The organism is Hymenobacter sp., from assembly GCF_031398885.1.
In the GTDB taxonomy this organism is placed as follows: Bacteria; Bacteroidota; Bacteroidia; order Cytophagales; family Hymenobacteraceae; genus Hymenobacter.
This window is the reverse complement of the sequence record NZ_JANNOD010000092.1, coordinates 55,692-81,647: the sequence shown is the minus strand read 5'-3', so window position 1 is coordinate 81,647 and position 25,956 is coordinate 55,692. Positions and strand designations below refer to the sequence as shown.

General features: G+C 64.6%; 26 protein-coding genes. 15 read left to right on the top strand and 11 right to left on the bottom strand.

The genetic code is table 11. From position 1 onward, the window contains the following. Positions 1–58: 58 nt before the first annotated feature. The 5 genes from RMO51_RS17850 (at position 59) to RMO51_RS17830 (ending at position 5,774) form a co-directional block, all read left to right on the top strand. Positions 59–727 (top strand): ABC transporter ATP-binding protein, encoded by a 669-nt coding sequence (locus tag RMO51_RS17850; RefSeq protein WP_310396937.1) that lies wholly within the window; start codon positions 59–61, stop codon positions 725–727. A 164-nt stretch (positions 728–891) separates the two neighbouring features. Then, positions 892–2,139 (top strand): ABC transporter permease, encoded by a 1,248-nt coding sequence (locus RMO51_RS17845; RefSeq protein ID WP_310396906.1) that lies wholly within the window; start codon positions 892–894, stop codon positions 2,137–2,139. 28 nt (positions 2,140–2,167) lie between these two features. Next, positions 2,168–3,358 carry an ABC transporter permease gene (locus tag RMO51_RS17840; protein ID WP_310396905.1) on the top strand — a complete coding sequence of 397 codons (1,191 nt, stop codon included), beginning with the start codon at positions 2,168–2,170 and terminating at the stop codon, positions 3,356–3,358. Positions 3,359–3,498: 140 nt separating this feature from the next. Beyond that, entirely contained in the window at positions 3,499–4,203 is a 705-nt protein-coding gene (locus tag RMO51_RS17835; protein WP_310396903.1) for a head GIN domain-containing protein, read from the top strand. Positions 4,204–4,379: 176 nt separating this feature from the next. Next, positions 4,380–5,774, top strand: a complete 1,395-nt coding sequence (locus RMO51_RS17830) for a sigma-54 dependent transcriptional regulator (protein WP_310396901.1) — start codon at positions 4,380–4,382, stop codon at positions 5,772–5,774. A gap of 205 nt (positions 5,775–5,979) precedes the next feature. Here RMO51_RS17830 and RMO51_RS17825 read toward each other — a convergent pair whose 3' ends face one another. Beyond that, positions 5,980–6,801, bottom strand: a complete 822-nt coding sequence (locus RMO51_RS17825; protein WP_310396900.1) for a cyanophycinase — start codon at positions 6,799–6,801, stop codon at positions 5,980–5,982. Positions 6,802–7,160: 359 nt separating this feature from the next. Between RMO51_RS17825 and mgtE the strand changes: the two genes are divergently transcribed. Continuing rightward, a complete protein-coding gene (gene mgtE / locus RMO51_RS17820; RefSeq protein ID WP_310396898.1) occupies positions 7,161–8,537 on the top strand; it encodes a magnesium transporter in 1,377 nt (458 codons plus the stop codon). Between the two features lie 12 nt (positions 8,538–8,549). Then, positions 8,550–9,296: a hypothetical protein gene (locus RMO51_RS17815; RefSeq protein ID WP_310396895.1), complete on the top strand. Its 747-nt coding sequence runs from the start codon at positions 8,550–8,552 to the stop codon at positions 9,294–9,296. 185 nt (positions 9,297–9,481) lie between these two features. On the opposite strand, the gene RMO51_RS17810 is transcribed toward RMO51_RS17815, so the two are convergent. The 6 genes from RMO51_RS17810 to RMO51_RS17785 all read right to left on the bottom strand — a co-directional run bounded on the left by RMO51_RS17810 (position 9,482) and on the right by RMO51_RS17785 (position 13,393). Further along, positions 9,482–9,730, bottom strand: a complete 249-nt coding sequence (locus RMO51_RS17810; protein ID WP_310396894.1) for a hypothetical protein — start codon at positions 9,728–9,730, stop codon at positions 9,482–9,484. A gap of 38 nt (positions 9,731–9,768) precedes the next feature. Continuing rightward, entirely contained in the window at positions 9,769–10,173 is a 405-nt protein-coding gene (gene arfB / locus RMO51_RS17805) for an alternative ribosome rescue aminoacyl-tRNA hydrolase ArfB (protein WP_310396892.1), read from the bottom strand. A gap of 103 nt (positions 10,174–10,276) precedes the next feature. Beyond that, a complete protein-coding gene (locus RMO51_RS17800) occupies positions 10,277–11,224 on the bottom strand; it encodes a 3-oxoacyl-[acyl-carrier-protein] synthase III C-terminal domain-containing protein (protein WP_310396890.1) in 948 nt (315 codons plus the stop codon). Between the two features lie 218 nt (positions 11,225–11,442). Further along, the gene (locus RMO51_RS17795) at positions 11,443–12,171 is read right to left on the bottom strand and encodes a head GIN domain-containing protein (protein WP_310396889.1); all 729 of its coding nucleotides are present in this window, start codon (positions 12,169–12,171) and stop codon (positions 11,443–11,445) included. Between the two features lie 77 nt (positions 12,172–12,248). Continuing rightward, positions 12,249–12,725, bottom strand: a complete 477-nt coding sequence (locus tag RMO51_RS17790) for a Uma2 family endonuclease (RefSeq protein ID WP_310396936.1) — start codon at positions 12,723–12,725, stop codon at positions 12,249–12,251. 254 nt (positions 12,726–12,979) lie between these two features. Further along, a complete protein-coding gene (locus tag RMO51_RS17785; RefSeq protein ID WP_310396887.1) occupies positions 12,980–13,393 on the bottom strand; it encodes a helix-turn-helix domain-containing protein in 414 nt (137 codons plus the stop codon). Positions 13,394–13,536: 143 nt separating this feature from the next. Between RMO51_RS17785 and RMO51_RS17780 the strand changes: the two genes are divergently transcribed. Further along, positions 13,537–14,448 (top strand): NAD(P)H-binding protein, encoded by a 912-nt coding sequence (locus tag RMO51_RS17780; protein WP_310396885.1) that lies wholly within the window; start codon positions 13,537–13,539, stop codon positions 14,446–14,448. A gap of 115 nt (positions 14,449–14,563) precedes the next feature. Next, positions 14,564–15,346 (top strand): alpha/beta fold hydrolase, encoded by a 783-nt coding sequence (locus RMO51_RS17775; RefSeq protein WP_310396883.1) that lies wholly within the window; start codon positions 14,564–14,566, stop codon positions 15,344–15,346. Positions 15,347–15,560: 214 nt separating this feature from the next. On the opposite strand, the gene RMO51_RS17770 is transcribed toward RMO51_RS17775, so the two are convergent. Next, positions 15,561–16,292 carry a TVP38/TMEM64 family protein gene (locus RMO51_RS17770; RefSeq protein WP_310396881.1) on the bottom strand — a complete coding sequence of 244 codons (732 nt, stop codon included), beginning with the start codon at positions 16,290–16,292 and terminating at the stop codon, positions 15,561–15,563. A gap of 102 nt (positions 16,293–16,394) precedes the next feature. On the opposite strand from RMO51_RS17770, the gene RMO51_RS17765 reads away from it, so the two are divergent. Beyond that, positions 16,395–17,105, top strand: a complete 711-nt coding sequence (locus tag RMO51_RS17765) for an SAM-dependent methyltransferase (protein ID WP_310396879.1) — start codon at positions 16,395–16,397, stop codon at positions 17,103–17,105. A 178-nt stretch (positions 17,106–17,283) separates the two neighbouring features. On the opposite strand, the gene RMO51_RS17760 is transcribed toward RMO51_RS17765, so the two are convergent. Together RMO51_RS17760 and RMO51_RS17755 are read right to left on the bottom strand one after the other, a co-directional pair. Beyond that, entirely contained in the window at positions 17,284–18,603 is a 1,320-nt protein-coding gene (locus RMO51_RS17760; RefSeq protein ID WP_310396878.1) for an ammonium transporter, read from the bottom strand. 353 nt (positions 18,604–18,956) lie between these two features. Continuing rightward, complete coding sequence (locus tag RMO51_RS17755; RefSeq protein ID WP_310396876.1) at positions 18,957–20,258, bottom strand: ATP-binding protein; 1,302 nt, start codon at positions 20,256–20,258, stop codon at positions 18,957–18,959. Between the two features lie 328 nt (positions 20,259–20,586). Here RMO51_RS17755 and RMO51_RS17750 point away from each other — a divergent pair, with 328 nt between their 5' ends. Further along, positions 20,587–21,639: a hypothetical protein gene (locus RMO51_RS17750; RefSeq protein WP_310396874.1), complete on the top strand. Its 1,053-nt coding sequence runs from the start codon at positions 20,587–20,589 to the stop codon at positions 21,637–21,639. 57 nt (positions 21,640–21,696) lie between these two features. Here RMO51_RS17750 and RMO51_RS17745 read toward each other — a convergent pair whose 3' ends face one another. Beyond that, positions 21,697–22,056, bottom strand: coding sequence for a YraN family protein (locus RMO51_RS17745; protein WP_310396873.1), 360 nt, complete (start codon positions 22,054–22,056; stop codon positions 21,697–21,699). Between the two features lie 159 nt (positions 22,057–22,215). Between RMO51_RS17745 and lipB the strand changes: the two genes are divergently transcribed. The 4 genes from lipB (at position 22,216) to RMO51_RS17725 (ending at position 25,897) form a co-directional block, all read left to right on the top strand. After that, the gene (lipB, locus tag RMO51_RS17740) at positions 22,216–23,043 is read left to right on the top strand and encodes a lipoyl(octanoyl) transferase LipB (protein ID WP_310396871.1); all 828 of its coding nucleotides are present in this window, start codon (positions 22,216–22,218) and stop codon (positions 23,041–23,043) included. A 48-nt stretch (positions 23,044–23,091) separates the two neighbouring features. After that, positions 23,092–23,508, top strand: coding sequence for a hypothetical protein (locus RMO51_RS17735; RefSeq protein WP_310396870.1), 417 nt, complete (start codon positions 23,092–23,094; stop codon positions 23,506–23,508). Positions 23,509–23,609: 101 nt separating this feature from the next. Next, positions 23,610–24,701, top strand: coding sequence for an MraY family glycosyltransferase (locus tag RMO51_RS17730; protein ID WP_310396867.1), 1,092 nt, complete (start codon positions 23,610–23,612; stop codon positions 24,699–24,701). Between the two features lie 8 nt (positions 24,702–24,709). Continuing rightward, complete coding sequence (locus RMO51_RS17725; RefSeq protein ID WP_310396866.1) at positions 24,710–25,897, top strand: DUF4271 domain-containing protein; 1,188 nt, start codon at positions 24,710–24,712, stop codon at positions 25,895–25,897. Positions 25,898–25,956: the final 59 nt, after the last annotated feature.

Sequence of the window (25,956 nt, the reverse complement as noted above, 5' to 3'; positions counted from 1 at the left end):
CAACTCCTCCGATGCCCGCGCCCAGGCGCCGCTGCCCAGTGACCGCGCCGCCGCGCCGGTGCTGCGGCTGACCAACATCGAAAAAATCTATCAAACCAAGACCATCGAAACGGTGGCGCTGAACCGGGTGAACCTGACTATCGGCCGGGGCGAGTTTGTGTCCATTATGGGGCCCAGCGGCTGCGGCAAATCGACGCTGCTCAGCCTGATGGGCCTGCTCGACGAGCCCACCAGCGGCACCATTGAGGTGGACGGCCGCGCCGTGGAGTCGTACTCCGACAAGGAGCTGGCCGGGCTGCGCAACCTCAAAATCGGCTTCGTCTTCCAGAGCTACCACCTGATAAACGACCTCGCCGTGGTCGACAACGTGGAGCTGCCGCTGCTGTACCGGCGCGGTCTCAGCGGCAAGGAGCGCCGCCAACTAGCCCTGGCCGCGCTCGACAAGGTGGGGCTAAGCGCCCGCACCACGCACTTTCCCAGCCAGCTCTCAGGCGGGCAGCGGCAGCGGGTGGCCATTGCCCGGGCCCTGGCCGGCAGCCCGGAAATCATCCTGGCCGACGAGCCTACCGGTAACTTGGACTCGGTGATGGGCGAGGAAATCATGGGCCTGCTGCTGGGCCTGAACCAGCAGGAAGGCACCACCATCGTGATGGTGACCCACGACGAGCAGCAGGCCCGCAAGACCCAGCGCCTGGTGCGGTTCTTCGACGGCAGCCAGGTGGGGTAATCAACTAACAGTTAACAATTGGCAGTGAACAAAAAGAACGTCATGCAGAGCGCAGCGAAGCATCTCGCGTGCAGCAGTAATCACGACGGTTGCAACGGCGTGAGCGAGAGGCTTCGCTGCGCTCTGCATGACGGGTTGATAACACCTTGTAAATCTAAAAACCCATGCTGCTCTCTTATTTGAAAATTGCCTGGAAGGTGCTCTTGCGGCGCAAGTTCTTTACTTTCATCAGCCTGTTTGGCATCAGCTTCACGCTGATGATTCTGCTGGTCGTCTATGCGTTTTACGACCATACGGTGGGGCCGCACACGCCCGAAAAAAAGGTGGACCGGCTGGTGTTCGTCAACCGGATGACGGTGGGCTTCAAGGAAGGCGGGCAGAACAACGGCACCGCGAGCTACAGCTTCCTGGAGCGCTACGTGCGGCCATTGCGCACACCGGAAACGGTTTCCATCTGCTCCTACTTTGGCTCGACGGCCGCCTACGTGGGCAACCAGAAGCTCGACGTGGACCTGAAGTACACCGACGGGCAGTTCTGGCAAGTGCTCGACTTTGACTTTCTGGAGGGGCGGCCCTACAGCATCCGCGAAGTAGGAGAGGGGGCGCACGTGGTGGTCATCAACGAGCGCACCAGCCGGGCCTACTTCGGCACGCCGCGGGGCGTGGTGGGCCGCACCCTCGAAACCGACCGGGTGCGCTACCGCGTGGTGGGCGTGGTGCGCGACGTGCCCGGGATGCGCTTCAATTCCTACGCCGACGCCTGGGTGCCCATCACCACGGGCACGTTCGACGCGAAGGACCCCGTTCTGTTCGGCAACTGCCTCGCCATTATCCTGGCCCGCCGGCCGGGCGACATTCCGGCCATTCAGGCCGAGTTTGACCGAGCGGTGGCGCGGGTGCCCGTGCCCGACCCCAAAACGCAGGACAAAGTAAGCTCCAGTGCCAGCACGCTGCTGGCCTCGCTGGTGCGCTGGTTCAACAACAACAACGGGCCCAACGACGGCGTGCGGCAACTGCTGGCCAAGATTCTGGCCTTCGCGCTCTTGTTCATGCTGCTGCCGGCCCTCAACCTGGTCAACGTCAACGTGAGCCGCATCCTGGAGCGGGCCTCGGAAATTGGGGTGCGGAAGGCGTTCGGGGCCACGTCGGGCACGCTCATCGGGCAGTTTCTGGTCGAGAACGTGCTGCTCACGCTGGTGGGCGGCGTGCTGGGGCTGGGGTTGGCAGCGGGCGTGCTGGCGCTCATCGACGGCAGCGGCTTCATTCCTTACACCACGCTCACGCTCAACCCGCGCATTTTCGCCGGCGGGCTGCTGCTGAGCCTGCTGTTCGGGGTGCTGTCGGGCGTGTACCCGGCCTACAAAATGTCGAAGCTGCACGCGGTGCAGGCCCTGAAGGGCAACGGCAACTAATTCTTTCATTCTTAGCGCGCCCCTTGTCATGCTACGCCACCTGTTTACCCTGATTTGGAACCGCAAGCGGGCTAATGGCCTGCTCATTGCCGAAATCTTTTTTGCCTTCGTCGTGCTGTTCGTGCTGGGCAGCTTGCTCGTGGACAGCTACCGCCGCTACGCCATGCCGCTGGGCTACCAGTACGAGCAGGTGTGGCACCTGGAACTGGACCCCGGCAACGAGCCTGCCGCCCGACAGGACGCCACCTTCGCCCGGGTCATCCGCCAGCTCAAGGCCCTGCCCGGCGTGCGGAGCGCGTCGCCCACGCGCTACAACACGCCCTTCTCGTTCAGCGACAGCAGCGTGGACTTTAAGGCCAACGGCCGCGAAACGGGCAGCGACTTCTACTCCGGCGGCGACGAGCTGGCCGACGTGCTGAGCCTGCAATTGGCCGAGGGCCGCTGGTTTGACCGCCGCGACGACGCGGCCGCGCGCAAGCCCGTCGTCATCAGTCCAGAAACCCGCGCGGCCTTGTTTCCGACGGGCCCGGCGTTGGGCCAGGTTATTGCCTTGAAGGACGAAGAGTTGCAGGTGGTGGGCGTGCTGGCCACCACCTACCGCGGCCGGGGCGAGTTCCAGGAGCCCGCGCCGGCCACGTTCTTGCGCAGCGAAAAGCTGCTGGCCGACGCCGACACCACCCACCTCGACCGGCCCCTGCTGCTGGTGCGGGTGCAGCCCGGTGCCACCGCCGAGCTGGAGCAGCGCATGACCCAGGAGATTGCCGCCGCCTCGGGCGGCTGGAAATCGACGGTGACCACGCTGCGCGAGGAGCGCGCCATCCGCATGAAGTTTGCCCTGGCCCCCATGGGCGCAATGGTGCTGGTGGGCCTGTTTCTCATCATCAACGTGGCGTTGGGCCTGTTCGGCGTGCTGTGGCAAACCATCAACCAGCGCCGGGCCGAAATTGGGCTGCGCCGGGCCATCGGCGCCAGCAGTGGCAGCATCAGCGGGCAGATTCTGGGCGAAACGCTGGTCGTGACCACCTTCGGGCTGGCGCTGGGGCTGCTGGTGGCGGCGCAGTTTCCGCTGCTGGGCGTGATGGGGATGAAAGTTGGTGTCTACCTGACGGCCATGCTGCTGGCATCGGGGCTGATTTACGCCCTCACGGTGGTTTGCGCGTTGTACCCGAGCCGGCTGGCGGCGGGCATTCACCCGGCGGTAGCGCTGCGGGAGGAGTAATACTCCGGGCGCCCGCTACTTTTTGTCGGCGGCGGTAACGAATTACCCTTCGGTCCGGTAACCGGGCAACCTGGCGCTCCCGCGCCGCATCTGTCCCACCAAAACCAACCTTTTTCTCACACCCTTTTCACTTTTTTCTTATGAAAACCTTCACTGCTCTCGCCTTCCTCTGGCTGCTGGTCTTCGTGCCGGCCCTCGCCCAAACCGCCCCGGAAACCCGCACCGTGGCCGCCTTCACGGCCGTCGAAGTCGGCAACGGCATCGAGCTGCGCCTCGCGGCCGGCCCCACCCAGCGCGTGGAAGCCAGCGCCGACACGCCCGAACACCTGGCCCGCCTCAAAACCGAAGTGCGCGACGGGGTGCTCAAAATCAGCTTCGACCGCCAGCTGAACGAGGCCTGGGGCAAGAAAAATTTCGTGCGCAACCTGCGGGTGCGCGTGACCGCCGCCTCGCTCGCGGCCCTGCAAGCCAGCAGCGGCGCCAAAGTGGAAGTGGCCGGCCCGTATGCTACCGACAAGCTGCGGCTCGGCGTTTCCTCCGGCGCCACGCTGAAAGCGGACTTCACCACCCCGGCCCTGCAGGCCCGCGTGAGCAGCGGCGGCGTGGCCACGGTGACCGGCAAAATTCAGCGCCTGGACGTGCGGGCCTCCAGCGGCGGCGTGTTCGAGGGCGACGACTTGCAGGCCACCGCCTGCGAAGCCGCGGCCTCCAGCGGCGGCACCGTGGCGGTGGCCGTGCAGGAAACCCTAACCGCCGAAGCCAGCAGCGGCGGCGACGTGCGCTACAGCGGCTCGCCCCAGGTCACGAAACACACCAGCAGCGGCGGCAGCGTGAAAAGCCGCTAGCCGGTCATGCAAAAGAACGGTCACGCAGAAGAACGGTCATGCAGAGCGCAGCGAAGCATCTCGCCCGCGCAAGTAGCTGTTTACTGCTGCACGCGAGATGCTTCGCTGCGCTCTGCATGACCGTTCTTCTGCGTGACCGCCCTGCCGTCATTTGTTAGGCCGTCAAACTTCCTCCCATGTTCCTCATCGTCGACGACGACCTCGCCATTCGCACCTCCCTGCGGCTGCTGCTCAAGCAAGCCGGCTACCCGGCCCAGGCCGTGGCCACGCCCGCCGAGGCGCTGGCCGTGGTGCGCGCCGCCGCCCCCCGCCTGGTGCTGATGGACATGAATTTCTCGCTCGACACCAGCGGCCAAGACGGGCTCATGCTGCTGGCCGAGCTGCGCCGGCTGGTCCCGCAAGTGCCGGTGGTGCTCATCACCGGCTGGGGCAGCATCGCGCTGGCGGTGGCGGGCATGAAGGCCGGCGCAGCCGAGTTCGTGACCAAGCCCTGGCACAACGACGCCCTGCTCCAAACCATCCGCACGGTGCTGGCCGTGCGCGAAGCCGCCGCCGAAACCGAGCCGGCCGAAGCCCCCGCCCGCCAGCGCCGGCAGCTTGACCAGCAGTTTCGGTTTCAGGACATCGTCGGGCACGATGCCCGGCTGCTGCACGTGCTGCGCCAGGTGGGCCAGGTGGCCGCCACCGATGCCGCCGTGCTCATCGAGGGCGAGAGCGGCACTGGCAAGGAGCTCATCGCCGAGGCCATCCACCAGAACAGTCCGCGTCGCGCGCAGGCGTTCGTGAAGGTGAACCTGGGCGGCATCTCGGCCAGCCTGTTCGAGAGCGAGATGTTTGGCCACCGTCGCGGCGCCTTCACCGACGCCAAGGCCGACCGGGTGGGCCGCTTCGAGCTGGCCAACGGCGGCACCATTTTCCTGGACGAAATCGGCGAATTGGAGCTGGCCTCGCAGGTGAAGCTGCTGCGCGTGCTGCAGGACCGCACCTACGAGGTGCTGGGCGATAGCAAGCCCCGCCGGCTCGACATCCGCGTGATTGCCGCCACCAACCGCAACCTGGCCGAGATGGTGGCCCAGGGCCGCTTCCGCGAGGACCTGTTCTACCGCATCAACCTGATTGCCGTGCGCCTGCCCGCCCTGCGCGAGCGGGCCGCCGACATTCCGCTGCTCACCCAGCACTTCGTGGGCCAATTGCGCGCCACTTACCAGCGCCCGTCCCTCAAGGTGGGCACCCGCGCCCTGCACTGGCTGGCCGAGCAGCCGCTGCCCGGCAACATCCGCGAGCTAAAAAACCTGGTGGAGCGCGCCGTGCTGGTGAGCGGCCACGACGAGTTGGGCTCTGAAGATTTCCAGACCAACGCCCAGCCCTTGCCCGCCCGCGCCCTCGCGCCCGGCGAGCTGCCCCCCCCCGGCACCATGACTCTGGAGGCGCTGGAGGCCCAGATGATTCGGCAAAGCCTAGCGCACTACGAGGGCAACATCAGCCGCGTGGCCAAGGCCTTGGGCCTGAGCCGCGGCGCGCTCTACCGCCGGTTCGAGAAGCACGGCATCCCGTACGACGCAGCCGATTGAAAAAAAGACCAGGAGGGCGTTATGTCGGCGCGGGAAGCGTCTTATCGAAGCCGAACCCCTCGCTGTAGCGTACCGTGACAAGCTGCTCCGGCAAGCGGACACCAGATGAGCAGGACAAAAGGAGCACCGAGGCAAACGAGCTGTTCACGAGCTGTTCAGGCCAGCTCAGCGTGACGTGCCCCCGTCCTCATCGCCCAAAGTACCCTCACCTCATCACCTCCCTTGTCCCCACGTCCAGCCGCTGACCGGCTACCAGCACGTGCAGCTGCAGGCCGTGGCCGCTGATAACGTGGCCGTCGGGCAGGCCCGGCAGGTTGTTGTGGGTGGCCCGGGCCGCGTCCACGACCACCACGGCTTCATCGCCAAACACCTCGGCTGGCTGGCCGGGGCGTATCACCAGGCCCGTCTCCTCGCTCAGCCCGACGCCGAGCAGCGCGGGCTGGGCCAGCACGGCGTGCAGCAGGCGGGGGTAGCGCCCGCGCTCGGCAAAGTGCTGGTCGAGCAGCACGCCGGGCAGCAGGCCCAGGCCGGGCTTCACCGCGATGCGGCCGCTCAGCAGGCTGCGCCAGCCGTGCCCGTCCACCAGCATGAACTCGGCCACAGCCGAAGCCCCCGCGCTGGTGCCCGCCAGCAGGAAGCCGGGCTCGTGCTGGTACTTCGCTTTGAGCACGCCGAGAAATTCGGTGTTCAGCAAGAAATCGGTGAGGCGCTCCTGGTCGCCGCCGCTCATGAACACCAGCGCGGCCCGGCGCAGGCGCACGAGCGTGGCGGAATCATCGGCGGGGTGGGTTTCATCGACTTGCAGGTGGCGCACGTGCGGGCAGCCCAGCAGGTGCAGGGCGTGGGCGTAGGCGGCGGCCGTGCGGGCGGGCTGGCGGCGGGTGGCCGTGGTGAGCACCTCGATGGGCGCGTTGCGGTCGGGCAGCAGGCCGGCGAGCAGGATCAGCAGGGGGTCGTCGTCGCCGCCGCCGAGCACCACGAGGGTGCCGCGGGGCGGGCCCAGGGGAGAAACAGAAGCGTCGAGCATGGGCACGAAGGTGGGGCGGAAAGAGAAAACGAGCGTCGCCGGGCCGCGCTATTCCCGGGTTGCCGCCCGCCTTGTTTAGCCTGCCTAACGCGGTTTTCAGGTTCGTGTACACCTTTCACCTCACCCCCAACCCCTCTCCCGCGGAGAGGGGGGCCAATCGTAGGTCGGGAGCGGCTCCCCTCTCCGCAGGAGAGGGGTTGGGGGTGAGGCGAAAGGGAAAGCAGAACGTATGCACTGACCTGAAAACGGCTATAACGGATATTACCGGCCCAAAGCTGGGCTTTCGACCTACTTTTGCACCGCCATTTCCTTGTTCCTCAACCCCGCTTGCCTAGCGAAGCACTCTCCATCCTCCTTTCATGCAGCCGCAGACCGTTGAAGCCATCACGTCCCTGATTCAGGAAGGCGAATTTTTCAAGCTCAAGCAGGTGCTCCGCGACTTTCAACCGTCGGAGCTGGTGGCCCTCATTGAGGAGGAAGAGGAGCGGGAGCAGCTCATCATTTTCCGGCTGCTGCCCCTGAAGCTGGCCACCGAAGTGTTTGAGTACCTGGACCTGGAGGTGCAGCGCCACTTCCTCGACAACCTGGCCCAGGACAAGATGGCCGACATCCTCAACGAGATGTCGCCGGACGACCGCACGGCCCTGCTGGAGTTTCTGCCCGCCAATTTCGTGGCCGAGCTCATCCAGAGCCTCTCGGAGCCCGAGCGCAAGGTGACGCTCCAGCTGCTGGGCTACCCCGAGTACTCGGTGGGCCGGCTGATGACGCCCGACTACATTGCCATCCGCGAGAACTGGACGGTGCAGCAGGTGCTTGACCACGTGCGCCAGCACGGCGGGCAGTCCGAAACGCTGAGCGTGCTCTACGTCACGGACCCGCACGGGGTGCTCATCGACGACATCCGCATCCGCGAGTTCCTGCTGTCGGCCCCCACGGCCCGGGTGCGCGACATCATGGACCGGCGCTACGTGCCGCTCAACGCCAGCCAAGACCAGGAGGAGGCCATCGACATCTTCCGGCGCAACGACCGCGTGGCCCTGCCCGTGGTGAGCGACCAGGGCATCCTGCTCGGCATTGTGACGCTGGACGACATCCTCACCATCCGCGAAGAGGAAGACACCGAGGACATGCAGAAGCTCGGCGGCTCCGAAGCCCTCGACGAGCCCTACCTCGACACCCCCCTGCTGCGCATGGTGCAGAAGCGGGCCGGCTGGCTGGTGGTGCTGTTTCTGGGCGAGCTGCTCACGGCCTCGGCCATGCAGTTTTTTGAGGGCGAGCTGCAAAAGGCCATTGTGCTGGTGCAGTTCATTCCGCTCATCATCAGCTCGGGCGGCAACTCGGGCTCGCAGGCCACCTCGCTCATCATCCGGGCCATGGCCCTGGGCGAATTCACGCTCAGCGAGTGGTGGCGGGTGCTGCGGCGCGAAATCATTTCGGGCCTGGCCCTGGGCCTGATTCTGGGCGTGGTGGGCTTCGCGCGCATTGCCGTGTGGCAGCAGTTCTCGCAGATTTACGGCGAGCACTGGCTGCTGGTGGCCCTCACGGTGGGCGTGGCGCTGGTGGGCATCGTGCTGTGGGGCTCGCTGGCCGGCTCCATGCTCCCGCTGATTCTGCGCAGGCTCGGCCTGGACCCGGCCACGTCCTCGGCGCCCTTCGTGGCCACGCTCGTGGACGTAACCGGCCTGATTATCTACTTTTCCGTGGCCCTCGTGATACTGCGCGGGACGCTACTCTAGCCGGCGACGCGCATGGTCCTTTTCTCGTGCCGTTCGGTTGGGCTGCCAGAGCCGAAGCGCCTTTGCGCGTGGGCCCTGGCAAGCAGCAGTTGGGCCCTCAGCGGCTGCGCGGTGGTGGGCAACGTGGCCCAGCTCGACGACGACTACTACCGCTTGGTGCGACGCGCGTCGCCCGACTCGTTGGTGGCGGCCGTGCACGCGGCCAAGCACTTCTACGGGCAGCAGCACGCCGACACGCTGCTGCTCACGCCGCAAAACGGCCCGGGCGCACCCGTTACCTACCGCTACCGGTTGCGGCCCGACCAGCGGGTGCTGCTGCTGCGCCGCCGCCTGGACATTGACGTGTTCACCATTCCGTTCAAGGTGCGCCCGCCGCGGGGCGGTGTGCCGGTGCAGCTCAACACCAACTTCAACGCCGCCATTTACGTGGGCCGGCGGCTCGATTTTTACTCGCTGCGCACCAAGCGCACCACGCCGTTCGGCCCCACGCCGCACATCCGGGCCACGGGCCTCGGCTACGGCGCGTTCGTGGGGGCCGGCTCCACCATCGTCAACCCCGACGTGACCGGCCAGCGCGCCACCATTGCCGAGTACGAAGGCCTGGTGGTGCACGGCGGCGTGGCCGCCATCTATGACGCGCGCGCCTTCAACATCGGCCTGGCCGCGGGCCTCGACCAGCTCCTGGGCCCCGACGGCCGCTACTGGATTTACCGCCGCAAGCCCTGGTTCGGCATCCTGTTCGGCCTGGACTTGAACTGAGGAGGCATTCCACTGGGGGTAAAATTAATGGCCCGTTGTGCAACGCATTCTACGCATCAGTACAGAGCCGAAGCGTCCCGCGTGAATCGTTGAGAGCGCAGCTTCATTCCCCCAATCAATGCGCCAGGGTCGGCGCGGGGTTGCGCTTGATGAGCGGTGACCTACCGCGCCAGAGGCCGCCTGCGTCAGCGGCGCAGCACGGCCGCCGGAGTACGTATGGGGTCTTCGGCCACGAGGTATGCACCGTCCAGACGCAGGCGCTTGCGTGTGTTGCGGTAGCAGCGGCAGCACTCGTTGCCGCGCTCCTCGCCGTCCAGCTCCAGGTCAGAAATCAGGTAGCGGCGGTTGGCGCGGGGCACCACGTAAACGTCCTTTAGTTCGGCCCGGCGAAACCTCTGACCCAGCCTGTCCAGGTCGAAACGCAACTCGGACACGGGATTAAATATGCAGCCGTCGCGGCACCTGGCCGTACTCACTCCAGCCGCCGCCGGCCGGCCTTCTTCTCGCCCTGAATTTTCTTGCCCTCCAAGCGCTTGCGCACGGCGCTTTTGCTGGGGCGGGTGGCCTTGCGGGGCTTGGGCCGGCGCAGGCTCTTGAGCAGCAGCGCGTGGAAGCGGGCCAGGGCAATTTCCTTGTTGCGCAGCTGGCTGCGGTCGTCCTGGGCGGTGATGAGCAGCAGGCCCTCGGCCGTGAGCTGGTTGGCCAGCTTCTCCAGCATCAGGGCCTTCTGCAAATCGGTCAGCAACTGCGAATCCTGCAAGTGCCACCGCAGCTCCACCCGCGACTCCACCTTGTTCACGTTTTGCCCGCCCGGCCCGCTCGACCGGCTGGTCTGGAAGGTGATTTCGGGCAGGAAAGCGGCGGCGGGCGGCAGCATGGGGTTGAATTAAAAATTAAAAATGAAGAATTAAAAATTGAATGCTGAGTGAATCTTGCCTAACCAGCGAATCCATTTTTAATTCTTCATTTTTAATTTTTAATTATTTCTCCAGCAGCATGGCCCCATAAGAATAGCCGCCGCCGAAAACGGTGATGATAATCTTGTTGCCGGCCTTGAGGGTGTCCCAGATTTCGGCCAGGCCGATGGCGGCGCCGGCACAGCCGGTGTTGCCGAGGCGCTCGATGTTGCTCACGGCCTGGGCCGGGTCGAGGCCCAGTTGCTTCACCACGTTTTTGGAGATGCGCAGGTTGGCCTGGTGCGGAATGAGGTAGGTGAGGTCGGCCGCAGCCAGGTGGTGCTGGTCGAGCAGGGTCTGGGTGACGCGGGCCATGTAAAGGCAGGCTTGCTGGAACACGTCGCGGCCGAAGGGCATCACGATGCCTTTCTCGACCGGCTTCAGGGTCACGGCTTCGTCGGCCTTGCCCACGGGGGCCGCCCCGCCGGTGATGACCTGGGCGATGTGCAGGTCGTCGGGGCCGATGCGGTCCTTGGAGATAAGCAGGGCCGCGGCGCCGTCGCCCCAGAGGTGGCCGGCCATGGTGTCTTCCTCGTTGTTGTAGGCGGTGTTGTGCTCGCTCACCACCACCACGGCGCGGGTGGCCTTGCCCATTGCGAAGTAGCCCTCCACGATTTCCACGGCGTTCAGCAGCGAGGAGCAGGCTGAGGAGATGCTGACCGTCGGAATCTCATTCACGCCGAGGTCGCGCTGCACGGCGTGGGCGGCCGTAAAAATCGTGTCGTGCGGGGTGTAGGTACCCACCACGATGAGGTCGACCGAGCCCGGGGCAAAGGCGGGGGCGGCGGCCAGTACGGCGCGGGTGGCGGCCACGGCCATGGTGTTGGCATTTTCGCTGGGGGCCGCCTTGCGGCGCTCCTGAATGCCGGTACGCTCAACTATCCACTCATCGGCCAGGCCGTTCAGGCGGGTGAAGTGCGCATTGGTCACGACTGCTTCCGGGAGGTAGGCAGCCACGTGGTGAAGGTACACAGGGTGGTGTTGGGTGGGAAATTCGAGCGCGCGTTGCAGCCGCACAAAGGTACGGCGCCCGGTCGGCGGCGGTCGGCCTCCCCTCCCATATGCCCGAATTTTACACGCAGTAAATAGTGGTCAGTGATTAACGGTTAGTGATTAGCGAGTCTTTCGAACAGCGCTAATCACTAACCGTTAATCACTGACCACTGAAATAATCACTGACCACTAAAAAGCTACTCCTTGCTGATGCGGCCGCTGCCGCGCGTGGAGCTGCTCAGCTGGCCGCCGCCGGCCACCCGCACGTTGCCCGAGCCCGAGATGCTGGCCTCGGCGGCTTTGCTGGCGTAGACGTTGGCATTGCCCGAGCCGCTGATGCGCACCTTGCTGGTTTCGGTTTTCAGCTCGCGGGCTTTCACGTTGCCCGAGCCGCTGATGCGGATTTCGTGGCGCGGGCAACTGCCGCTCACCACCACGTCGCCGGAGCCCGATACGGCTGTTTCGAGGGTGGTGGCCGTGAGCTGCGGCACCTGCAGGTTGCCCGAGCCCGACATGGCCAGGGCCATGCCCTCGGCCTTCAACGCTCCGTCGACTTCGAGCTTGCCCGAGCCGCCCACGCGCAGAGCCGTGAGCGTGGGGGCCGTCACGTACACCGTCACCGGCCCGCGGTTTCGGGAGCGGAACATGCCGTCTTTATCCTGGCGGTAGCGCAGGCGCAGCTGCTGGTCCTGCACCACGGTTTCAAACTCGGCCAGGTCCGGGGCGCTGGCCTCCACCACCACGCTTTGGGGGCTGCCCTGCTTGAGCACCACGCGGGCCGAGCCGCCGAGGCTGACCTCGGTGAACGCGCCCACCGGGCGAGTTTCGCGCTGAGCATCGGGCCGCCCGCCGCCGAACGATGAGAGCGCGCCCACGGCCAGCACCACGAGGCTGGCCCATATCGATTTAGTATGCAGCTTATTCATCCGAAAAAAGGGAAAAGGGTGGGTGGTCATATTTGGTAGTCCTGCAGATACCCCGAGCGCCGGGGTAGCCCAACACGTCAAGTCCCGGCAAATACCTCGCTCCATTCCAGCGCGAGGCCGGGGAGGGTGCCCACCGGAATGGGGCCGGGGGTGTAATACTCACCCGCCAGGCGGTACTGCCCGCCGTCGAGCAGGAACGCGGCCATCATCTTCTCCCCCGAAAACACAATCCAGTATTCGGCCACGCCACTCTCCTCGTACAGGTCGAACTTGATTTTGGTGTCGCGGCCCACGGTGCCGGGCGAGAGGATTTCCACAATCCAGTCGGGCGCGCCGAGGCAGCCCCGGTCGTCGAGCTTGGCCGGGTCGCACACCACGCAGATGTCGGGCTGCACCACGGTCTGAATTTGCGCGTCGCCGTTGGCCCCGCCCGTGGTCAGGCGCACGTCGAAGGGGGCGTGGTACACGCGGCAAGGCTGCCCCTTCAGATGCTGGCGAACTTCGCCAAAAATATTTCCGGAATAATCTTGGTGCAGCCGGCTCGGGCCCGCCATTGGCTGCATTAATTTGCCCTTTGATGAGTTCCACGAACTCGTCGAATTTCCACGTCAGGTAATCGGCGTAGGTGTAGGATTTGGTTAAGTCCAACTGCGAAAACGAGGTGATTTCGGTCATGATGGGAATGCAATGGGAGGCTGGTAAAGATACGTGCCTGCCGAGGCGAGCCAGCAACGCAGCGCGTAGCGGCCCGGCCACTAAAAGCCTCACCCGCGGCAACGCTTGCGGCGGCCCTTGTTCTCCGGCTTTCTTACCCGGCCTCAACGGCTTCGGCAACCGGGAGCGCGGCGGTGCGGCCCAGGTACTCCTGGCCCCAGCCCACCAGTGCTTGCAGCACCGGCCGCGCCTGCTCGCCGGGGCCGACGAGGGCGTACTCCACCCGGGGCGGCACCTGCTGGTGCACGGTGCGAGCCACCAGGCCGTCGGCCTCCAGCTCGCGCAGCTCCTGAATGAGCATTTTCTCCGTGATTTCGGGCATCAGCCGGCGCAGCTCGCCGTAGCGGCGGGCGCCGTCCAGCAGCGAGGCCAGGATGAGCAGCTTCCACTTTCCGCCGAGCAGGTTGAGCGTGGTGCGCACCGGGCAGAAAAAGTCGCCGATGGCGCGTGGGGTTTCTACCGCGCCCCACCGGGCGGCATCTTCCTGTTGTTTAGTGAGCTTGGGCATAAAATTTTTATAGCTGATTATCAACGATTCTTACCTGGTAGAAAGTACCCTACTTTTTCGTAGGTACTTGTGAAATGCGAAGGTAAGTTTTAATCTTTGCAACGCGAGCGGGCAACTTTGCCCCCGCCTAATCTTTCGCACGCATGTCTAAGAAAATCAGGGTCCTCGGGGCCACCGGCAACATTGGCACCGTCCTCGTGCACCAGCTCCTCGGCCAGGGCCACCACGTCACGGCCGTGGCCCGCCCCAGCGCCCGGCTCGACGCCCTGCAGCAAGCGGGAGCCACCGTGCAGGCCGGCGACCTCCACGACGCGGCTTTCCTCACCGAGGCCCTGCGCGGGGCCGACGCCGCCTTTCTCATGATTCCGCCGAACTCAGCTGCTCCCGACGTGATGGCCCACTACCAGCAAATTGGCGAAGCCACCGTCCAGGCCGTGCGCGCGTCCGGCCTGCGGCAAGCGGTGAACCTGAGCAGCAACGGCGCCGACTTGCCCGCCGGCACCGGCCCCATCCTGGGCGTCCACTACCAGGAAGCCCGCCTCAACGCCGTCGACGGCCTCGCCGTGGCCCACCTGCGGCCGGCCTATTTCATGGAAAACCTGCTCAGCAGCGTGGGAATGATTCAGCACATGGGCATCACCGGCGGAGCCATGCGGCCCGACTTGGCGCTGCCGATGATAGCTACCCAGGACATTGCGGCCTACGCCGCCGAATTGCTCAACGGCGCCCCGCTGGAAGGCCAGTCAGTGCACAACCTGCTGGGCCCGCGCAACTACTCGCAGCAGGAGGCCACGGCCGCCATTGGCCAGGCCATTGGCCGGCCCGAACTGCCCTACGTGCCGTTCTCGTACGATGACGCCAAGAAGGGCATGGTGGGCGCCGGCCTCAGCGACAACATGGCCAGCCTCTACGTCGAGATGACCCGCAGCCTGAACGAGGAGAAGCTGATGGTGCACGAAACCCGCACCGCCGCCAGCACCACGCCCACCACGCTCGAGGAATTCGCGCAAACGGTATTTGCGCCGGCGTTCCGGGGCGCCACGGCGGGGGCGTAGGAAGCGGTAAGGCATCGCGGAGACGTCCTTCTCGTCCGGCATCTGCTGGCCGAGCAGGACGTTCTTTTGTTGCGCCGTGCAAAACCCGGCCAGCCTCGCAGCCTACTTTTGCCCCATGCCTTTGCTTCACCACCTCGACCAGGGCCAGGGCCGGCCCCTGGTCATCCTCCACGGCCTGTTTGGCACGCTCGACAACTGGCAGACCCTGGCCCGGCGCTGGGCCACCGAAGCCGGCCTGCGCGTGGTGAGCGTGGACTTGCGCAACCACGGCCGCTCGTTTCACAGCCCCGCGCACACGTATGAGCTGATGGTGCAGGACGTGCTGGCCCTGTTCGACCACCTGCAGCTGGGGGCCGACACCACGCTGCTCGGCCACAGCATGGGCGGCAAAGTGGCCATGCGCCTGGCCCTCGACCACCCCGCGCGTCTGGCCCGGCTCATTGTCGTGGACATTGCCCCGCGCTTCTCCGACATGCGCCACCAGGACGACGTGCTGGCCGGCCTGCACGCCGTGGACTTGGCCGCCATCGGCAACCGGCAGGAAGCCGACGCAGCCCTGGCCCCGCACGTCCGCAACCTAGGCACCCGGCAGTTTCTGCTGAAAAACCTGTACCGCACGGAGAACAACGCCTTCGCCTGGCGCATCAACCTCGACGTGCTGGCGGCCCAGCTACCGGCCATCGGCGAAGCCACGGAGAGCGCAACGCCGTTTGGGAAGCCGGCGCTGTTCATCCGGGGCGGCAACTCGGACTACATCTCGACCGAAGACAAGCTGCACGGCATCCCGGCGCTATTTCCGAATTCCGAAGTGGCCACGGTGGTGGACGCCGGCCACTGGGTGCACGCCGAAAAACCCGAGGAAATATTTCAAATGGTGCGGGCCTTCGCCCAGCAGTAGGCCGGAGTCGGGCGCGCGGTCTAAGCAGCTGTTTGCGTCAGCAATTGGTTGGTGTCGAGACGCATATTCGCGTCTCGCCGTTGGCGCCGCTAACCATCAATTGAACAGAACTGACCGACCTGCGCCCACGACCGAGCCGCCAGTATGCGTCTCTACCCCGTTCTCATGCCACCAATAACTACCGCAAACAACTGCTGAGAAAACGAGAGACGCTTCAGGCGCTGCGCTGCGGCACTGGTTTTTCGGCTGCTGCCGGGCTGGGCTTTTTGTGGGTCTTGCTCCACCACACGTAGCCGCCGAACAGCAGCAGCCCCGCGCCCGACACCCAGAGCAGGCCGGTTTTCAGGCGCTGGCTGTCCTGGCCCAGATACGCCAGCAGCGCAATGAGCGGCACAATGGCCACGGCCGTCACGCCGATGAACCGCCAGTAGCCCATGCGCGCCGAGCCCGCCACGAAGCTGATGGCGTCGTTCGACACCACCGGCGTGAGGCGAGCGGCGGCCACGGCACCCAGGCCGTACCGCTCCACAAAGTCGTTGACCTTGCGCTCGCTCTTCTCGCCCAGCAGGCGCTGCACCACGGGCTGGCCCAGGGCGCGGCCCAGCCCGTAGCCCACGCTGGAAGCCGTGAGCACGCCCGCCCAGGCCAGCAATGAGCCCCACCACGGCCCGTAGGCCAGTACCGCCACCAGTATCAGCAGGGCGTTATTAATGACAATCAAGAACATCTGGGCCACCATCGTGACGATGACCAGCACGGGGCCCCAGTAGCCGAACTGCTTGACCCAAACCGCTACCCGGGCCTGGTCGCCGGTGCGGAGCACGGCCCAGCCCTCCTGCACGCCGGCCTGAAACGCGGGCCACAGGAAGTAGGCGCCCACCAGCGGGGCAATGATGGCCAGCGAAACGTAAAGCGGCAGGCGGCTGGAGCGTGAGGAATCGGGCATGAGCGGCGGGCGGTGAGACGAGGACGTTTCTACGCACCGGTCTGTTTCCGGTTGGGCCGCCTGCCGTGCCGTTCCTTTGCGGGCTCTTTCCTGCCGCCGCCCATGCCCGCCACCCTATACCTGATTCCTACGCCGCTGGCCGACGACACGGCCCCCCAGGTGCTGCCGCCGCAGGTGGTGGCCGCCGTGGCCGCCCTCTCCTACTTTTTGGCAGAAAATGCCCGCACGGCCCGGCGCTTAGTGAAGAGTGTCGCCCCGCACCGCGTCATTGAGGACATTCGCTTCACGGTCATCGACAAGGACAGCACCGATGCCGAGGTGCGCGCCGCCCTGGCGCCCTTGCTGAAAGAAGGCCTCGACGCGGGCATCCTGAGCGAAGCCGGCTGCCCCGGCATTGCCGACCCGGGTGCCGCGCTGGTGCGCGAGGCCCACCGGCTGGGCCTGCGGGTGGTGCCGCTGGTGGGCCCGTCGTCCTTGCTGCTGGCCCTGATGGCGTCCGGGCTCAACGGCCAGCAATTTGCCTTCCACGGCTACTTGCCCATTGAAAAAGCCCCGCGGGTGGCCGCCATCAAAACCCTGGAGCGCGAGGCCCAGCAGCGGCAGCAGTCGCAGCTGTTCATCGAAACGCCCTACCGCAACGGAGCATTATTCGCCGACTTGCTGGCCCACCTGCAGCCCGGCACCCGCCTCTGCGTGGCCGCCGACGTAACGGGCGCCGGCGAGTTCATCAAGACCCTGGCGGTGGCGGACTGGCGCCGCCTGCCGGCCCCGGAGCTACACAAGATTCCCACGGTGTTCGTACTGGGGAGCTGACGTGGACGCTGCGCTTAATGAGGAATGAGGAATGAGCAACAGGAACGTCATGCAGAGCGAAGCATCTCGCTCGCTTCGTTGAACGATTGAATTACTTCCCCACGCGAGATGCTTCGGCAAGCTCAGCATGACGTTCCTGTTGCTCATTCCTCATTCCTCATTAAGCGCAGCGTCCGCGTTAGCCGGCCAGGGCTAGCACGGTTTCGCCGTGCTGGCTCATGTCGAGCCCGGCGGCTTCGTGGCGGGCATTCACCCGAATGGGAATCAGTAGGTTGGTGAGCTTGTAGAGCAGGAACGAGCCGCCGAAGGTGAAAGCCGAGATGAATACCAGCGCGGCCAGATGGTGCCAGAGCAGCGTGGCCGAGCCGGTAATCAGCCCGCCCTGCTGGGCGAAGATGGCCGTCATCACCATGCCTACGATGCCGCCCACGCCGTGGCAGGGAAATACGTCCAGCGTGTCGTCCAGCGTGGTGCGGTTTTTCAGGGCCACGGCCCAGGCGCTGATGGCCGCCGCGCTCACCCCGATGAACAGCGCCGGGCCGTAGCTCACGTAGCCCGCCGCCGGCGTGATGGCCACCAGCCCCACCACCGCGCCCACCGCCGCGCCCACCGCCGAAGGCCGCTGCCCGCGCACGGCTTCAATCAGCATCCAGGTGAGCATGGCCGCCGCCGAGGCCATGTGCGTGGTGAAAAATGCCTGCACCGCCACGGTATTGGCGGCCAGGGCCGAGCCCGCGTTGAACCCAAACCAGCCGAACCACAGCAGCCCCGTGCCCAGCAGCACAAACGGAATATTGACGGGCACGTGCTGCTGCCCGGCCTTGTGGGCCTCGCGCCGGCCCAGCGCCAGCGCGCCCGCCAGCGCCGCGAAACCCGCCGAGATGTGCACCACCGTGCCGCCCGCAAAATCCATGACGCCCCACTTGAACAGGAAGCCGTCGGGGTGCCAGGTCCAATGGGCCAGCGGGCAGTAGATGAGCAGGCTGAACAGGCACATGAACAGCAGGTAGCCCCAGAACCGAATCCGCTCGGCGAAAGCCCCGCTGATGAGGGCCGGCGTGATGATGGCGAACTTGAGCTGGAAGGCCGCGAACAGGACCAGCGGCAGGTTGGTGGCCAGCTTGGAATGCGCGGCCGTGCCCACGTGGTTGAACATGAAAAACGTGAGCGGATTGCCAATCACGCCCCCGATGCTGTCGCCAAACGCCAACGAGAAACCCACCACGTACCACAGCACCGATATCACGCCCAGCGCGATGAAGCTCTGCAGCATGGTGGAAATCACGCTGCGCTTGCTCACCATGCCCCCGTAAAAAAACGCCAGGCCCGGCACCATGAACAGCACCAGCCCCGAGGCCGTGAGCATCCAGGCCAGGTCGGCCGCGACGAAAACATTGGACTTGGCATCGGGGTGGTCCTGGGGCAGCAGGGCGGCCGCGAGGGCCAGCAGTAACAGCGCGCTCAGGCAGCTTATGGCCAAGGATTGTTTGCGGGTCATGGCAAGTGTAGTTTTAGCAGTCATACGGCTACCAATTTACGCTTTTCTTTCAATAACCCTTTTTGATTTTAGGTTAATATTGATTTTTCCTACCTCATAGAATCAATTTTGACCCAGATTTTTAAGGCCATCTTTAAATACACTACTTACGGTGCAGCCGGGAAACCTCACCCCCAGCCCCTCTCCCGCGGAGAGGGGAGCCGGACTTACAGCAGTTCTTAAGTTGTTCTCCGGTTCGTGGCTGTAGGGTGCGGGGCTTGCCCCCGCCCGTCGTTGGACGATGCAATCCCGAGCTGTGCAACGGATGGGCTTAGACAAGCCCGCACCCTACAGCCACGAACCGGAGAACCGCTTTAAGCCAATTCAATGCTGAATGCGGTGCGTCCGCTCGGTTCCGTGCGCAGTTGAAACGCGAAGCCGTGGGCCAACAGGATGTCGCGCACCAGCGTGAGGCCGATGCCCTGGCCGTCGCGCTTGGTGCTGAAAAACGGCGTGAACAGCCGCTGGCTGACCTCGGCACTCAGGCCGGGGCCGTCGTTTTCGATGACGACCGTGGGCGGCCGGGCGGTGGTGCGCACCCACACGTTACCCTCCTGGCCGATGGCTTCGAGGGCATTCTTGGCAATGTTGAGCAGGGCTTGCTCCAGTTGCTGGGCGTCCAGGTGCAGCACGAGCGGGGCGGCGGGCAGCTCCAAGTGCCAGGTTATGCGGCGGGCCGCGCTCTGGGGCTGGAGCAACCGGCAGATGCCGCGCAGCAGCGCGTGCAGGTCGGTGGGCTGGAGCGTGGGCGGGGGCAGCCGCACGAGGTGGGCGAAGTTGGCGATGAAGTTGGCCAGCTGGGTATTGCGGGCAATGCTCACGTCGAGAGCCTGGGTGAAATCGGGTTGGTCGGCCGCGGCCAGCTGCGGGGCGTAGTGGTGGAAGCTGTGCAGGATGGAGTTGATGGCGCCGATGGAATTGTTGATTTCGTGCGACATCATCCGAATCAGCTGCTCGTAGGCCTGCTTTTCCTGCTTGATGAGCTCCTGGGTCAACTCCTCCAGCATGATGAAGCGGCGGGTGAAGCCCCGGTCCAAAAAGTGCGCGGCGTGGGCCCGGTAGGTTTGCAGGCCCGAGAGGCGCAGGGCCTGCGGCTGGCTTTCGGCGAGGCCGGCCAGGGCCGGCCCCCAGGCGCCGGGCAGCGCCGCTGGTTCCTGACCGAGCAGCGCGGCCACGGGCTGGCCCAGGAACCGCCCGGCCGCGGGGTTCACGCTTTCGATTCGCCCTTCAAAATCCAGCACGAGGATGCCGGCCGGCGAGGCCTGAATGAGGCGTTCGAGCAGGAAGCTCTTCTCGTGCTGGCTCACCCGCTCGCGCCGCAGCTCGGCAATCATTTGGTTGTACACGTGGATGAGTTGGTCCATCTCGCGCTGGCCCACGGGCACGAACTTCATGGAGAAGTCCTTGGCCTGCATGGCTGCCGTGCCCGCCGCGATGAGCTGCAAGGGCCGCACAAACCCGCGAAACAGCTGCGCCGTGAGCACGATGCTGATTAACAAAAGGACTTCGGACGCGATGAATAGCACCGGATTGGTAGTGCGCAGTTGGGCCGCCAGCGCAATGAGCACGGCGTGAATGATGACAACGAAGAGCAGGAATTTGGTGCGGAGCGTCATGGGCAGGGGGTAAGCGCAAATAAAAGAACGTCGTGCTCATTTGGCGTCCGCCTGCCGAAGCAGCTCGCCCGTACGACTGATTCCACTTGCCGGTCGTGCTCATCCGGTGTCCGCGCAGCGAAATATCTGGTGGTGACGCTACAGCTCGTTCGGCGAGGAGAAAACGCTTCCCCCGTCGGCCTAACGGAAGGCGCCGCCGACGCGGGAGAAATGCTTCGGCGGTGCTCCGCAGGACGCGCCCACTTTTTCTTCATTTCTTCATCACCCAACAAAGGCACCAAACCATTCTACTTTTGCGTTGATGCCGCGAAAATATTCTGTGCTATTCATGCGTATTTCCCGTTTGTGGCTGCGGCCGTTGCGTTTTCTGGGCTTGGCGCTGGTGCTGCTCACGCTGCTGCCGTGGGCCTGCACCCGCAAAACCGTTTCCTTCAACAGCACCCCCGACCAGCCGCTGGTCGCCGCGCTGGCCGCCGACACGGTCACCCGAACGGCCGACACGCTCCACGGCAAAAACCTGCTCAGCACGGCTCGCAAGGTGGTGCTGACCCAGGAGCAGGAGCGCACCGCCAAGGAAACCGACAAAGAGGCGCAGCGCAAAGCCAAAAAGAAGAAGAAAAACGTCTTTCTGGGCGAGAAAACCAAGCGCGCTTTCGCCAAGACCGGGCCCAAAGGCCGCAACCAGATTATCGAGGTATTCTACTTCCTGAAATACCCGAAGACGCTCAACGCCTACGCCCCGGCGCATTATTATTACGACCCCAAGAAACACAAAATCCTGAAGCTGGCGGCGGTGGAAGAGGACGCGCCCGCGCTTAAGATTCTGCACGGTCCTTACAAGAAGCTGCAAAACAACAAGGTGCTCGAAACCGGCTACTACGCGCTGGGCACCCGCCACCTGCGCTGGGAACGGTTCGACAAAAACGGGGTGCTGCTGACCAAGACCCACTACGAAATGGGTTTCCCGCGCGATGCCAACGTGAGCTACTACGGCGAAGACCGCAGCCTCGTCAACGAAGTGGTGCCCTACGTGAACGGCCGGCTGGAGGGCGACTACGCCAAGTTCGGCATCAACGGCCAGCCCGAGTGGCGCGGCCAGTTCGAGAACGGCCGCCGGGTGGGCGTGTGGTACAAGTACTGGGGCTTCCGGGGCCGCCGCCGCTACGAGTACCAGTACGCCGAGTCGGGCTACGACCCCGAAGTGGCCGAGCCCGAGCTGGTGCGGGAATACAACCGCAACGCCACCCTCATCTACGACAAGGAAAAGAACATCGACAAGCGCGGCCAGCCCGAAGCCGAAGACCGGCCCGGCCAGCGCCGCCCCACCTACCGTGCCGTGCCCAAAGCCGCCCCCAAGGCGTCGCCGAAACGACGGAGCTGAAAAAGAAGGTGATGAGGTGATGAAGTGAAAAGAGGGTCACCCTATTACCTCGTCACCTCAAAAAAAAGCATCCTCGAAATGCTCGATGCGGAAACCCTGGCTGAGCAGGGTCAGGGCTACGATGTCGAAGCGGATGTCGCCGCGCCAGTCCAGCTCTTCCTGCAAGTGCGTAGCCGCGCGCCGGAACAGTTCTTTCTTGCGCGCCGATACGAACGTTTCGGGCGCGCCGAACTGGCCCGAGGACCGGGTCTTGACTTCGACGAACACTAATAGCTCGGGGCCGCGCCGCAGCACCAGGTCCACCTCGGCCCGGCCATGGCGGTAGCCGCGGGCCAGCACCTCGTAGCCCCGGGCCAGGAAATAGTCGGCGGCCGCGGCCTCGCCGGCCTGGCCTAGTTCGTGGGGCGCGTGGGCCATTTTTGTTGGGAACGAAGAAAAAGCACCCCCGCCAGACAAACCGGCGGGGGTGGGCCCGCAAGCTAGCGACTGGCGAACCCCGGGCCGCTGCCGGACCACCGGAAGCCAAAGCTTGCGGTGCTTAGTACCTTTGCGTCCCGTTTAAATCAGCCCCTCTCCATGGCCTCCTCCGTAGACCAGTTCGCGCCGCAACTGCTCGACGCCCTTCGCCCCAACGACCCCGCCCGCGCTGCTCCCAACCGCACGCTGCGCGTGCAGCGCCTGGGCCTGGTCGAGTACGTGCCCACCTGGCAGTTGCAGGAGGAATTAATGGCCGCCACGCTGACCCTTAAAACCCAGAACCGCCAGGCCGAAACCACCGGCGGCGCCCTGGTTCCGACGCCCAACCACCTGCTGCTCTGTGAGCACCCGCACACCTACACCCTGGGCAAGAGCGGCAAGCCCGAGCATTTGCTGCTCAACGAGGCCGCCCTGGCCGCCCACGGCGCCAGCTTCCACCGCGTCAACCGCGGCGGCGACATCACCTACCACGGCCCCGGCCAGCTGGTGGGCTACCCAATCCTCGACCTCGACAATTTCCGGCCCGACATTCACTGGTACCTGCGCACGCTGGAGGAAGCCGTCATTCGCACGCTGGCCGGGTACGGCCTCAACGCCGGGCGCATTGCCGGCCTCACCGGCGTGTGGCTCAACTGGGAAGCCGGCGCGCCCAACCCGCGCAAAATCTGCGCGCTCGGCGTGAAGTGCAGCCGTTGGGTCACGCTCCATGGCTTCGCCCTGAACGTGGCCCCGGACCTGGCCTACTTCGGGCACATCGTGCCCTGCGGCATCCCCGACAAAGCCGTGACCTCCCTGGCCCAAGAGTTGGGCACCGCCGCAGTGGTGTCGGTGGCCGCAGTGCAGGAGCAGTTACTGCCGCACCTCCTGGCGTTGCTGGGGGCCAGTAGTGCGGGGGCAGGTGCTTTCCCGGATTTGCCCACTTTTTAAAGCCCCGCCGGTCGTAAAATTCGTAGAACCCGTTCAACCCCCGATTTTGTGAAGCAAGACATTTCTTTTGACCAAGTAGAGGGGGTTTCCGTCGCCGTCATTCCCGACGACCAGGCCCTGACGCCCGAAGGCCGGACCATCTGGCAAGTGTACCTCCTCAACCACAATACCTTTCCGCTCAGCAACGTCATCGTCAACGCGTACGGCTACGGCCTGCAGGAAGACGGCGAGAAGGTGCGTACCTCCACCCTGCGCTACCTGTTCGAGGAAGTGCCGCCGCGCACCGCCGTGCCCGTCGAACCCATCGATTCGGCCCTGTTCTACCTCAGCAACCAGTACTGGGTGAGCTACTACCGCGGCGCGCAGATTTTTGATAAAAAATACATTTTCGTGCCCGATTCCATTGTTCCGGACAACTTCACGCACATCGGGCTGCTCGACCGGGTGGGCGTGCTGCACAGCTGAGTCCGGTCACCGGTTACATTAGTTTATCACCCTATTCGTGCTGCTGCTCCCCGTGCCTTTTCCTACCGGTCTGCGTTTCTGCTCACCTCGGCGTTGTACTTATGAATCATCTTGATATTCCCCTGGGGCTGTCGTGGATGTGGGCCTTGCTGGTATCGCTCTTTGCCGTGCCATCCATCATCTACATTGCCCATCTCAAGAACATGCTCGATACGCCCAACGGGCGCACCGTGCACCAGTCGCTGACCCCGCGCCTGGGGGGAGTGGCCATCTTCGCGGGCTTCATGTCGGCCCTCACCATTTTCGCCCCACTCCAGAACGGGGCCAAGGAACTGCTGGCCGGCTGCATCATCCTGTTCTTCGTGGGCTTGAAGGACGACTTGGTGGGCATGTCCGTTTCCAAGAAATTCGTGGGCCAGCTGCTGGCCACCGGCATCGTGATGATAATGGCCGACGTGCGCATCACCAGCTTTCAAGGCATCCTGGGCGTCGGAGTCCTGCCGATTGGCATCAGCTACGCCTTCACCCTGGCCGTCATCGTGGGCATTACCAACGCCATCAACCTCATCGACGGGCTCGACGGCCTGGCCGGCACCATCGTGCTGATTATCAGCGGCACGTTTGGGTATTATTTCTACCGGTACGGCGGGGCCAGCTACGGCAATTTCGCCTACGTGGCCATCTGCCTCATCGGGGGCTTGCTGGGATTCCTGCGGTACAATTTTCACCGGGCGCCCATCTTTATGGGTGATACGGGCTCTTTGGTGTGCGGCTTCATTGTTTCGGTCCTGGCCATTCAGTTCATCGAGATGGGGCTGCGGGCGGGGCAGCCCTTTGGCTCGTCGTCGCCATCGGTGGCCGTGGGCATTCTGTTCGTGCCCCTGTTCGATACCATTCGGGTGTTCTCGCTGCGGATGGTGGCCGGTCGTTCGCCCTTCTCGCCGGACAAAAACCACATTCACCACCGCATTCTGGCCATGGGCTTCCAGCAAATCAGCACCGTGCTGCTGTTGGGACTGCTCAACGTGCTGGTCATTCTGTTCGTCATCCGCTTCGCGGCCCTTGGCAACACCATCCTCATCGCGGCTCTGGCCAGCTTCTCGGCCTTGCTGAGCATTTTCTTCGGCGTGTACCAAAGCCGCATATCCCGGCGCCAGCTGCAGGAGTTGCAGGCGGTCGAAAGCAACAGCTAATCGTTTCAATGGTGCCCATAAGCTCGTCGCGTCCGGGGCTGCTCAGGTTAAGCCTGCTGCTGGGGCTGGCGTGGGCGTGGTGTGCTGCCCACGCCAGCGAGTACCGCCAGCTGCCGCCCGCGCCGCCCACGGCCCTAGCCCCCGACTGGCTCATTCACGATGCGGCCCGCAACCGCCTCATCTTTTACTTGCCGGGCTACCACCAGCCGGCCCACGCGTACTACCAGTGGGTGCAAGTGAGTCGCAACCAGCCATTCCCGTTGTCCTTTGCTGCGCAGCCGGGTCTGAGCCTATTTCTCGACAATCAACTCGTGTTCACGGCCCGCACGGCCACCACGTATTCGCTGGACCTCGCGCAACTGCTGCCCCCCCAGTTGCCGGCCGGCACCCATTTGCTGGCCGTGTGGCAGCCCGACGGCTCACCGGCACTGGCCTCGTTCGTGGGCGTACCGGTCAGCAGCGCCGGGCCCGGCCAGCCCGGCACCCAAGCCGGCCGGGCCCAGCCCCGGCTGCCCAGCCCCCAAGGCCAAAACGTGTACCTCGGCTTTCTGCTGGTGCTCGGCCTGTCGTACGGCGCCGTACGCACCACTTATCAGCCCGGGCTGGCGCGCATTTTTCAGATTGACGAGCTGTTCGGCAACGGCAGCGACCAGCAAGCTTTTTTGACCAAACCCGCTTTTTCGCTGCTCAACCTGCTGCTGGTGCTGCTCTTTGCCTTGTCGTTTGGGCTGCTGCTCACCGCCTTGCACCCCGACCTGCAAAACCTGCCCCTGCTGCGCCGCTTTTTCGACGTGCCCGAAACTGCCATCGTCGCCCGCGTGCTCCTTTACACCGCTATCATCACCATGTTTGTCTTTGGCAAGTACCTGTACGTGCGGATTTTGGCCTACATTTTTGGTTTGCAGGGACTCGTCAACATTCAGTACCGGGAGTTCTTGCGCACCACGCTCCTGGCCGGCTTGTTTTTGCCCCTGGTGCTCCTGCTCTACCTTAGCCTCAACGGTGGTTTTCCGCGCCCCGTGGCCTGGGCGGCCAATGCCGCCGTTGGCATTGTGCTGGCCGGCACCGTGCTGCGCGTGGCCCGCACGGTGCATCACCACGCCTCCCTCCTGAATCTACATTTGTTTGCCTACCTTTGCGCCACTGAAGTACTGCCCTTGCTAATTTTACTCAAACTGGTGGTCTTCACGTACTGATTGGCTCTGCCACGCTGTTCGCTTTTGTTTATTTTCTCCTCTTTATTGTCCTAGCATTA

Excerpts from the sequence above, each read along its gene's own strand:
- RMO51_RS17845 (WP_310396906.1), top strand. The coding sequence starts at position 892 with ATGCTGCTCTCTTATTTGAAAATTGCCTGGAAGGTGCTCTTGCGGCGC.
- RMO51_RS17840 (WP_310396905.1), top strand. The coding sequence starts at position 2,168 with ATGCTACGCCACCTGTTTACCCTGATTTGGAACCGCAAGCGGGCTAAT.
- RMO51_RS17835 (WP_310396903.1), top strand. The coding sequence starts at position 3,499 with ATGAAAACCTTCACTGCTCTCGCCTTCCTCTGGCTGCTGGTCTTCGTG.
- RMO51_RS17830 (WP_310396901.1), top strand. The coding sequence starts at position 4,380 with ATGTTCCTCATCGTCGACGACGACCTCGCCATTCGCACCTCCCTGCGG.
- RMO51_RS17825 (WP_310396900.1), bottom strand. The coding sequence starts at position 6,801 with ATGCTCGACGCTTCTGTTTCTCCCCTGGGCCCGCCCCGCGGCACCCTC.
- mgtE (WP_310396898.1), top strand. The coding sequence starts at position 7,161 with ATGCAGCCGCAGACCGTTGAAGCCATCACGTCCCTGATTCAGGAAGGC.
- RMO51_RS17815 (WP_310396895.1), top strand. The coding sequence starts at position 8,550 with ATGGTCCTTTTCTCGTGCCGTTCGGTTGGGCTGCCAGAGCCGAAGCGC.
- arfB (WP_310396892.1), bottom strand. The coding sequence starts at position 10,173 with ATGCTGCCGCCCGCCGCCGCTTTCCTGCCCGAAATCACCTTCCAGACC.
- RMO51_RS17795 (WP_310396889.1), bottom strand. The coding sequence starts at position 12,171 with ATGAATAAGCTGCATACTAAATCGATATGGGCCAGCCTCGTGGTGCTG.
- RMO51_RS17790 (WP_310396936.1), bottom strand. The coding sequence starts at position 12,725 with ATGGCGGGCCCGAGCCGGCTGCACCAAGATTATTCCGGAAATATTTTT.
- RMO51_RS17785 (WP_310396887.1), bottom strand. The coding sequence starts at position 13,393 with ATGCCCAAGCTCACTAAACAACAGGAAGATGCCGCCCGGTGGGGCGCG.
- RMO51_RS17780 (WP_310396885.1), top strand. The coding sequence starts at position 13,537 with ATGTCTAAGAAAATCAGGGTCCTCGGGGCCACCGGCAACATTGGCACC.
- RMO51_RS17775 (WP_310396883.1), top strand. The coding sequence starts at position 14,564 with ATGCCTTTGCTTCACCACCTCGACCAGGGCCAGGGCCGGCCCCTGGTC.
- RMO51_RS17770 (WP_310396881.1), bottom strand. The coding sequence starts at position 16,292 with ATGCCCGATTCCTCACGCTCCAGCCGCCTGCCGCTTTACGTTTCGCTG.
- RMO51_RS17765 (WP_310396879.1), top strand. The coding sequence starts at position 16,395 with ATGCCCGCCACCCTATACCTGATTCCTACGCCGCTGGCCGACGACACG.
- RMO51_RS17760 (WP_310396878.1), bottom strand. The coding sequence starts at position 18,603 with ATGACCCGCAAACAATCCTTGGCCATAAGCTGCCTGAGCGCGCTGTTA.
- RMO51_RS17755 (WP_310396876.1), bottom strand. The coding sequence starts at position 20,258 with ATGACGCTCCGCACCAAATTCCTGCTCTTCGTTGTCATCATTCACGCC.
- RMO51_RS17750 (WP_310396874.1), top strand. The coding sequence starts at position 20,587 with ATGCGTATTTCCCGTTTGTGGCTGCGGCCGTTGCGTTTTCTGGGCTTG.
- RMO51_RS17745 (WP_310396873.1), bottom strand. The coding sequence starts at position 22,056 with ATGGCCCACGCGCCCCACGAACTAGGCCAGGCCGGCGAGGCCGCGGCC.
- lipB (WP_310396871.1), top strand. The coding sequence starts at position 22,216 with ATGGCCTCCTCCGTAGACCAGTTCGCGCCGCAACTGCTCGACGCCCTT.
- RMO51_RS17730 (WP_310396867.1), top strand. The coding sequence starts at position 23,610 with ATGAATCATCTTGATATTCCCCTGGGGCTGTCGTGGATGTGGGCCTTG.
- RMO51_RS17725 (WP_310396866.1), top strand. The coding sequence starts at position 24,710 with ATGGTGCCCATAAGCTCGTCGCGTCCGGGGCTGCTCAGGTTAAGCCTG.